This is a genomic window from Sphingomonas sp. LHG3443-2 (assembly GCF_049896405.1).
In the GTDB taxonomy this organism is placed as follows: domain Bacteria; phylum Pseudomonadota; class Alphaproteobacteria; order Sphingomonadales; family Sphingomonadaceae; genus Sphingomicrobium.
This window is the reverse complement of sequence record NZ_JAFCUG010000001.1, coordinates 809,418-817,500: the sequence shown is the minus strand read 5'-3', so window position 1 is coordinate 817,500 and position 8,083 is coordinate 809,418. Positions and strand designations below refer to the sequence as shown.

Genomic DNA, 8,083 nt, shown 5'->3' with positions numbered 1-8,083 from the left:
CGCCATTGCCGCCGACAACCACCAGCGCGCCGATCTTCTGGCGGCTGAGCTCGGCTGCTGCGTCGCCCAGCGTCGCATCCTTGCTGATGGTGGAGACCTCGGGGCCCTTGCTCGAGAGGACGGCGGCGATGGTCATGGCGTCAAACTCCTGTGCGAGGTGAATGCCGGGCTTGAAGGTCTCACTTTCGGCGCACAAAGGGAACCCGCCATGCCGCAACCCGATCCCATTCCGTCCCTCCGGCGCTCCCAATGGCAGCGCTTCCGCCGGATCATGCGGTGGATGGCGCTGGTCTCGATCATGACCGCGGCCGCCGCGGTCTATTTCGTGACCCAGGGCGAATCGGAAACCAAGATCCACATGCTGATCGCCACTGCGCTTGGCGCCGGCCTCAGCGTTCTCCTCGGTGCCGCGCTGATGACGCTCACCTTCTTGAGCTCGGGCTCCGGCCACGACGAAGAAGCGCATCGCACCCCCGACGAGATCCTCACCGACAAGGACGAGCTTTGACCAACAACGATCCCCGCCAGCCCACCTTGCGGGTGACCCCCGGGCCCAGCGACATCAACTCCAACGGTCACATCTTCGGTGGCTGGGTGCTGAGCCAGATGGACATTGCCGCCGGCATCGTCGCCTCGCGCCGCGCGCAGGGCGCTGTCGCCACCGTGGCGATCGAGCGGATGGAGTTCATCGCTCCGATCGAACTGCGCGATCTGATCAGCGTCTATGCGGCGGTGGAGCGGGTTGGACGAACCAGCATGGCGATCCGGATCGAGGTCATCGCCGACCGCGACGGCGGCGCGCGCCAGATCAAGGTCACCGAGGGGCTATTCACCTTTGTGGCCTTGGATGCGCAGCACCGCCCCCGCCCGGTCGACCAGCCGGCTTCCTAGCGCCGGATGCGATAAGCCAGGGTGGCGCGGCCGTTCGCCGGAACGGTTACAAGCCACAGCAATTTGCCGTCGCGTCGGACCAGCCGCGCGCCGTCGATCGTCTCGCATTCCTCGCGCTGAAGCTCCACTTCCGCAGCGACCGGGACCGCGCGATCGTTGGTCAGCGTCAGCATGCGCTGCTCGGGGTCGCTGCTGCTGAGAGACGCCCGCACTCCGCTCGAAGTCGCCACGGCGAGCTCGACCTTTTCGCCGACAGCCGTGTCCCCGACCCAGCCTTCGCCGATCATCAGCGGCCGGCTCGCACCCTCGCGGAACAGCACAAGGTTTCCGGCGGGAAGCGGCAGCCCCAGCCCGTCCGCCGAGCGGTTCTGAGCGCGCAGGAACAGTTGCCCCTCCGCCTCCTCCGCTGCCTCGCCCGCGCTGATGAAGAAACGATAGACCGGCTGCACCTTGACCGCCGGTTGATCGATCAGTCCGACCTGCTTCTGCGCCTTGGCCGCAACCGTCACCGGCTCGGGAACCCGGTACAGCTGCAGATCGCCGAGCCGCTCGCGTGTCGCCATGATCCGCGAGCCTGTGACGATGATTTCCGAACGCAGCGCTGCGACCGGGGCAGGCGGCGGCGGTGGAGGGGGTGGCGGCGGCGCAGCAGCGTAAGAATCGCCACGTTCTGCTCCGGGCACATCGTCAGTCGTCCGACTGGGCCAGCACTCCAGCCGCAGCGGCGGCGCCACGGCGGGCGGCACGCCTGCCTCGTCGCGGTTCACCCGCCCCGCCACCGCCTGAGTGGTCGCGCCGACAAAGCTCGTCTCGTCGGTGCTGGCCAGCGTCAGCCACGCCTGCAGCTGCAAGCTTCGCTCGTCCGGCGACAACATCGCCACATAATCCGCCTGCCAATCGAAGCCGGTGGCGAGATAAGAGAGCGTTACCGTCGCGGCCAGTGCCTGCCTGGCGCGAACCCTTACCGACAGCGTCGGGCGCGCGGATAGACCGGCGGGCACACGGTCGTATATCAGGGTCTCCGCCAACCCCGTGCAGCGCAAGGCTTCCACCCCTGCCGCGGTCTGCAGCACCACGCCGCCGTCGCTACCGCTGCGGACGATCGCTTCCTCGCTCGTGACCTTGCCCGTGGCCCGGTCCGTCCTTCGCAAGCTCAACCGCTGGCCAAGCGCGCGATCCACCAGGCTGCCCGCCGACAGCAGCAAGGCATCGCGGTTCCGCTCCAGCAAGCCTTCGGGGATGCCGCCAACGATGGCGCTCTGGGGGATGATCCCGCTGGCCACGCCTTCGAAGCGAAGCTCGGATTCGCCTGCCGGGATAGCGATCCTGCGCGTCTCGCTGATCAGCGCGTAACCGTTCAGCCAGTGGCGTTGCGGCCGTGCCCTGCCGCGGCCCTGGTCGCGGTAGACGGTGACCCCGACCCGCTCGGGCGCGGGCGAGGTCACGACCGTCTGGCCCTGCGCCGGTCCGGCGAGGCACAGCGCGAGAAGCGCGGCGGCGCGCATCGGCCTAAAAGCGGGTGTCGAACGTGGCGGTGACGCTGGCCTCACCGTTCGCCGGCACCGTCACGCGCCACATTGCAGAGTTGGCGTTGCGTCGCTCACTCTTCTGGCTTTCGCTGACGATCCGGGTGTCGCCCCACAGACCATCCTGTATCAGATCCACCGTCACCGCCCGCGGCGAGGCGTTGGTCAGCCGGTAACGCATGGCCGTGCGCCAGCGCGAGCCATCGGAAGCGACACGGGTCCGCTCTTCAACCGCCGGCTGGACTTTGATGTCGAAGGCTTGGCCAGTGGTGAGGCCAAGATCGCTGCCCATCGGCGTGTGCCCGATCCGCGATTCGCCCACGAACTGCGGTGTGCCGCGGGTGTCCCGCTGATAGACCCGTACGGTGCCTGCAGGCAGAGCGTCGCCGAGACCTTGGCGGCTGCCGGTCGAGAAACGCAGCACCGAATTGGCGCTGACCTGCTGCTCGGTCGTGCCGAGCCAAGGATTGCGATATTCGTACGCCCGCGCCGCCGGGGTGCCGCTGACATCGAGAAAGCTGACCTGCTTCTGCTGTGCCTGCGCGATCGTGGTCCGCTGGGGCAGCGGATAAAGGTAGAAGTCGCCCACTCTCGCCCGGTTCGCGGTCTCCATGCCCGGCGTCATGACGCCACCGGGTCGCGGCGGCGGAGGCGGGTAGCGACCGTCATAGCGTTGCTCCGCATTCCCAACGGCACCCGCCACCAGCACCACGTCGGCGTTCCGGTACGCCGTCCCGCTCTGGTTGTTGAGGGTGATCCAGCCTTGCACGTCCATCCGTCCGGCAGCCTCGTCGAACAGGGCGACATAATCGGCCTCCCAGGCCAGGCCAGGCGTCAAATAGGTCAGCGTCACAGGCTGACGCCCGGCACGCGGCGTGGTCAGCGTCACCGACAGGGTGGGTCGCGGGCGCAGCCCCTCCGGCACCTTGTCGAAGATCACCCGCACCGGCAGCCCGTCATCGCGCAGCACCTCGATCCGCTCACCGATCTGCAGCACCACGCCGCCGTTTGCCGCCAGCACTCGCGCGCGCTCGCGCGTCTCGGCACCGGTGGCGGGATTGACCCGGACCAGGGTGATGGTCTCGCCAACCGCCTTCTGCATCAGCGCCGAGGGGCTGAGCAGGTCGTAATCGAAGTTCTGCTCGACAATCCCGATCCCGGCGCCGGTCAGGGTCACCGTTTCCGCCCGAATCCGAGCCGACACGTCGGGAAACTCCTGCCGCGAGCGACCTGCGGGAAGGTTGAGGTCGCGCCGGTCCTGCACCAGCGCGAGATCGTTATTGTAGATAGTGACCGCGACATCGCCCTGCGCGCTTGCATTGGGCGCGGGTATCGCTTGCGGGGAGGTGGTCTGAGCGGAAAGGGGCGCGGCAGCCGCTGCCAAAAGTGCCACGAGCAGACGCATGAACAGGCTCCTTCCCCAGTGCAGGGAAGAAGCCTGTAACATTGTTACATTATCGTCAATGGTCCGTCCGGTTCAAGCAAGCCGGGGAAGCTCACGCCGCGGGCGCGACGCCCTCGTCATTGTCCTCGACCTTGGTCCGGCGCGTACGGCGACGCGGGCGGGGCGCTTCGGCCTCGACCTCGTCATGGCTCACCTCGGCAATCGGACCGATCGCGGGCGGTAGGAAGTCGGCGATGCCCGAGCCCACCGCTTCGGCCGGCACTTGCTCGCTCTGCTCCTCGTCACGCGGACGGCGCTCGGCACGCTCGCGGCGCGGACGCTCCTCACGCGGGCGGTCGTCGCGAGGACGGTCGTCGCGTGGCTGGCGCTCTTCACGCGCCTGACGCTCTTCGCGAGGACGGTCGTCACGCGGGCGGTCATCACGGGGGCGATCGTCACGATTGCGATCGCGGCGCTCGTAGCGCTCACCGCGAGGCTGGCGATCCTGCCGTTCGGGCCGCTCCTGGCGTTCCTGACGCGGCTGGTCGAACGAATCCTCGTCGCTCTCGCCGTCGAAGCCCTCGTCCTCGCCCTCGTCCTCATCGTCCTGGTTGGGACGCTGATCCTCGAAGCGCGAGCGGGTCTCGCTCAGCACGCGGAAATAATGATCCGCGAACTGCAGATAATATTCGGTCTGCACCCGGTCGCCGGCAAGCTGCGAATCGCGGGCCATGTTCTTGTACTTTTCGAGCAGCTGCGCGGCATTGCCCCGGCTGCGCTGTTCGCGGCCACCGCCGCCACCGCCGCCTCCACCGAGACCTCGCGGCTGCTGACCCCCACGACCGCGACGGCGGCCGCCCTGGCGATTGTTCATCAAGCGTGACGTTCCTTGACCACTGGCGCCGAACAAATCCTCAAAGCGCGTGAGCTGCGGTGCCGGGACACGAACCGCTCGTTCCCGGAGCCCCTTTTCGTCCTGGTCGCCGCGCCTATCGAGACACGAAAACCCAAAGCCTAAGTCGGGGGTCGCTTCGGTCGGCTCCACAAAAGCGGACCGTTGCTAGGTGAGACTTAGCGGCGAACAGCGGTTTTTCCAAGCCCTTATCGTGCACGGCGGATCAGCAGCGCCCGCGGCCGGCCGCCAAGGTCGCGGGCAAGCACCGGGTTCAGCCCCTCCGCCGCAAACAGCGCTGCGGCGCTGTCCCCCTGATCAAAGCCGATCTCGATGGCCGCCAGTCCGCCCGGGGCCAGCAACCGCCCGACTTCGGGCGCCAGCCGGCGATAGTCGTCCAGCCCGTCCTCGCCTCCGAACAGTGCCTCGGCCGGCTCATGCTCGACCACGCCGGGGCCGAGCTCCGCATCCTCGGCCACGTAAGGCGGATTGCACAGCAGGAGGTCGAATCGTTCGGTGACCTTTTTCGCCCAGTCTCCGCGCCGGAACTGCGCGCGCGGCGCGAGGCCGAGCCGCTCCGCATTGCGCCGGGCATAGGCCAGCGCCGCCTCGCTCGAATCGATGCCGAGCCCGCTCGCCCGCGGCCACTGGTCGAGCGCGGCGAGCAGCAGCGTGCCCGGTCCGGTGCCGAGGTCGAGGATCCGCTCAGGCCCGTCGCTACCGGCAAAATGCTCGCACGCCGCCTCGATCAGCGTCTCGCTGTCGGGCCGTGGGATCAGCGCGCCGGGCCCGACTTCCAGCTCGATGTTCCAGAACGCACGGCGACCAACGATATAGGCGACGGGTTCGCCTTCGCAGCGCCGCTTCAGCAGCTCGTCGAACGTCGGCGGCACGGGCCCGGCGGGCGGGCGCAGCAAGAGCTGGTCGCGCTCGATCCCGAACGCATGCGCCAGCAGCAACTCGGCATCGAGCCGCGGCGTATCGGTGCAATCCGGAAGCCGCCGCACCGCGTCGTGCAGAGCGCGATCGACTGGGTTCAAGGCCTCAGCCCTCCTCCAGCCCGGCCAGCCGCTCCGCTTCGTCCTCGGCGATCAGCGCTTCGGTCAATTCCTTGAGACCCGGCCCTTCGAGGATCTCGGGCAGCTTGTGCAGCGTCAGGTTGATGCGGTGATCGGTCACGCGCCCCTGCGGGAAATTGTAGGTGCGGATGCGCTCGGACCGGTCGCCGGAGCCGACCATCGACCGCCGCGCCCCAGCCCGTTCGCTCGCCAGCCGCTCGCGCTCCAGCTCGAACAGGCGGGTGCGCAGCACCTTCAGCGCCTTGGCCTTGTTCTTGTGCTGGCTCTTTTCGTCCTGCTGGATGACGACCAGCCCGGTCGGCAGGTGGGTGATCCGCACCGCCGAATCGGTCGTATTGACCGACTGCCCGCCAGGCCCGCTCGACCGATAGACGTCGATGCGCAGATCCTTGTCGTCGATCTGGACATCGACTTCCTCGGCCTCGGGAAGCACCGCGACCGTCGCCGCCGAAGTGTGGATCCGCCCGCCGCTTTCGGTCGCGGGCACGCGCTGGACGCGGTGCACTCCGCTTTCGAACTTCAGCCGGGCGAAGACCCCGCTGCCGTTGATCGACGCCACCGCTTCCTTGTAGCCGCCGACCTCGGACTGCGAGGCGCTGATCAGCTCGAACTTCCAGCCATTCTCGTCGGCGAAGCGCTGGTACATGCGCAGGAGATCGCCGGCGAACAACGCCGCCTCGTCGCCGCCCGTGCCAGCGCGCACTTCGAGCATCGCCGCGCGTTCGTCGGCGCTGTCCTTGGGGAGGAGCTGCACCGCCAGCGCCCGCTCGGCGACCGGCAACGCAGCTTCGATGCTGGCGAGTTCCTCGGCGGCCATTGCGCGCAGTTCTTCGTCGCCGTCGCGGGTCATCGCGCCCAGGCTCTCGCGCTCGGCCCGCAGCCGCCGCACTTCGCGCGCCGCTGCAGCAACCGGCTCGATCTGCGCATATTCCTTGCTCAGCCGGACGAATTCCTCCGCCGGCAGATCGCCGCCCGCCATCATCGCCGACAATTCCTGCCGCCGCGCTTCGATCTGCGCGATCCGCTCGGACGAAATCTGCGTCATGCGCAAATGGCTGCGTGAAGCACGTCAAGCGCGACCGAGCGCTGCTCGCCCGTCGCCAAGTTCTTGACCTGCGCGGTTCCGCTCTCGAGCTCGCTGTCGCCAAGGATGATCGCGTGCCCGGCCCCTGACGAAGCTGCCTTGGCCATGCGCTTCTTCATGTTGCCGCGCCATGCCATGTCGGTCGCGATTCCCTGACGGCGCAGGTCGGCCTGGATGCCGACCGCAGCACGCTCCGCCTGTTCGCCAAGCGGCACCAGCACCGCAACCGGCTTGTCAGCGGCCGGCGCGTCGATCAGCATGGACAGGCGCTCGATCCCCGCGGCCCAGCCGATTGCCGGCGTGTGCGGACCGCCAAGCGCCTCGACCAGCCCGTCATAGCGCCCGCCGGCCAGCACCGTCCCCTGTGCGCCCAGCGCATCGGTGATGAACTCAAACGCGGTGTGACGATAATAGTCCAGCCCGCGCACCAGCCGTGGAGCGCGCTCCCACGTCACCCCGGCGGCATCGAGCCCGGCAGTCACTGCGGCGAAGAAGTCGCTCGCTTCCGCAGTCAGGAAGTCGTCGATCACCGGCGCCGAATCGACGATCGGCCAGTCGGCATGCGCCTTGCTGTCGAGGATCCGAACCGGATTGCGGTCGAGCCGATCGCGGCTGTCTTCGCTCAAGGCGGCGCGGTGCGACGCGAAATGCTCGTGCAGCGCATCGCGCCACGCGGCGCGGGTCGCCGGATCGCCGAGCGTGTTGAGCTTGCACACGACGTTGCCGCCGACGCCCAGTTCGGCCAGCAGCTGCGAGGCGAAGCTCAGCACCTCGACATCGGCCTGAGGCTCGGCCGCGCCGACGATCTCGGCGTCGAGCTGGTGAAATTGCCGGAAGCGTCCCTTCTGCGGCCGCTCGTAACGGAAGGCCGGGCCATGCGTCGCGGCCTTGAGCGGCGCGAACTGCTGCCACCCCTCGGTGAGATAGGCCCGCGCGATCCCCGCGGTGAATTCCGGCCGCAAGGTGACGCTATCGCCCGAGCGGTCCTCGAAAGTGTACATTTCCTTGGAGACGACGTCGGTGGTCTCGCCGAGCGAGCGGGCGAACACCGCGGTCGGCTCCAGCACCGGCACCTCGACGCGGCGAAAGCCGAACAAGCGGCGGACGCGCTCGAAGGTCGCGACGACATGCGCGAAGCGGTCGGCTTCTTCGCCAAGGAGCGACTGCATGCCGCGGACGGGTTGGGGCGTGTTGATCTGGGCCATGAATGTGGCGCAGCCACTAGCG

9 protein-coding genes (1 of these 9 running past the window's edge) are annotated in these 8,083 nt (G+C 68.3%); 2 read left to right on the top strand and 7 right to left on the bottom strand.

Features of this window, described 5'->3' with window-relative positions; translation table 11 throughout:
* Positions 1–136, bottom strand: partial view of a CBS domain-containing protein gene (locus ACP69Z_RS04040; RefSeq protein WP_426266264.1) — the start only. Its footprint begins 299 nt before the window's first position; only the first 136 of its 435 coding nucleotides appear in the window; it begins with the start codon at positions 134–136; the stop codon falls past the left edge of the window.
* A gap of 72 nt (positions 137–208) precedes the next feature.
* Here ACP69Z_RS04040 and ACP69Z_RS04035 point away from each other — a divergent pair, with 72 nt between their 5' ends.
* Positions 209–508 (top strand): hypothetical protein, encoded by a 300-nt coding sequence (locus ACP69Z_RS04035; RefSeq protein WP_426266263.1) that lies wholly within the window; start codon positions 209–211, stop codon positions 506–508.
* Positions 505–891 carry an acyl-CoA thioesterase gene (locus ACP69Z_RS04030; protein WP_426266262.1) on the top strand — a complete coding sequence of 129 codons (387 nt, stop codon included), beginning with the start codon at positions 505–507 and terminating at the stop codon, positions 889–891. Before ACP69Z_RS04035 ends, ACP69Z_RS04030 begins: the two co-directional genes overlap by 4 nt.
* On the opposite strand, the gene ACP69Z_RS04025 is transcribed toward ACP69Z_RS04030, so the two are convergent.
* The 6 genes from ACP69Z_RS04025 to hisS all read right to left on the bottom strand — a co-directional run bounded on the left by ACP69Z_RS04025 (position 888) and on the right by hisS (position 8,061).
* Positions 888–2,396, bottom strand: a complete 1,509-nt coding sequence (locus tag ACP69Z_RS04025; protein WP_426266261.1) for a DUF4139 domain-containing protein — start codon at positions 2,394–2,396, stop codon at positions 888–890. The two genes, ACP69Z_RS04030 and ACP69Z_RS04025, sit on opposite strands and share 4 nt — an antisense overlap.
* 4 nt (positions 2,397–2,400) lie before the next feature.
* Positions 2,401–3,822: a DUF4139 domain-containing protein gene (locus tag ACP69Z_RS04020; protein ID WP_426266260.1), complete on the bottom strand. Its 1,422-nt coding sequence runs from the start codon at positions 3,820–3,822 to the stop codon at positions 2,401–2,403.
* 91 nt (positions 3,823–3,913) lie between these two features.
* Positions 3,914–4,675, bottom strand: coding sequence for a DUF4167 domain-containing protein (locus ACP69Z_RS04015; RefSeq protein WP_426266259.1), 762 nt, complete (start codon positions 4,673–4,675; stop codon positions 3,914–3,916).
* Between the two features lie 227 nt (positions 4,676–4,902).
* The gene (prmC, locus tag ACP69Z_RS04010) at positions 4,903–5,733 is read right to left on the bottom strand and encodes a peptide chain release factor N(5)-glutamine methyltransferase (RefSeq protein WP_426266258.1); all 831 of its coding nucleotides are present in this window, start codon (positions 5,731–5,733) and stop codon (positions 4,903–4,905) included.
* A 4-nt stretch (positions 5,734–5,737) separates the two neighbouring features.
* Complete coding sequence (prfA, locus tag ACP69Z_RS04005; RefSeq protein WP_426266257.1) at positions 5,738–6,817, bottom strand: peptide chain release factor 1; 1,080 nt, start codon at positions 6,815–6,817, stop codon at positions 5,738–5,740.
* On the bottom strand, positions 6,814–8,061 hold the full coding sequence (gene hisS, locus ACP69Z_RS04000; protein ID WP_426266256.1) for a histidine--tRNA ligase: 1,248 nt from the start codon (positions 8,059–8,061) through the stop codon (positions 6,814–6,816). The genes prfA and hisS overlap by 4 nt, the downstream gene beginning before the upstream one ends.
* Positions 8,062–8,083: the final 22 nt, after the last annotated feature.

What these genes read in the sequence shown, in the direction of transcription:
- hisS (WP_426266256.1), bottom strand. Translation starts at nt 8,061, where the DNA reads ATGGCCCAGATCAACACGCCCCAACCCGTCCGCGGCATGCAGTCGCTC.
- ACP69Z_RS04035 (WP_426266263.1), top strand. Translation starts at nt 209, where the DNA reads ATGCCGCAACCCGATCCCATTCCGTCCCTCCGGCGCTCCCAATGGCAG.
- ACP69Z_RS04020 (WP_426266260.1), bottom strand. Translation starts at nt 3,822, where the DNA reads ATGCGTCTGCTCGTGGCACTTTTGGCAGCGGCTGCCGCGCCCCTTTCC.
- ACP69Z_RS04025 (WP_426266261.1), bottom strand. Translation starts at nt 2,396, where the DNA reads ATGCGCGCCGCCGCGCTTCTCGCGCTGTGCCTCGCCGGACCGGCGCAG.
- prfA (WP_426266257.1), bottom strand. Translation starts at nt 6,817, where the DNA reads ATGACGCAGATTTCGTCCGAGCGGATCGCGCAGATCGAAGCGCGGCGG.
- ACP69Z_RS04015 (WP_426266259.1), bottom strand. Translation starts at nt 4,675, where the DNA reads ATGAACAATCGCCAGGGCGGCCGCCGTCGCGGTCGTGGGGGTCAGCAG.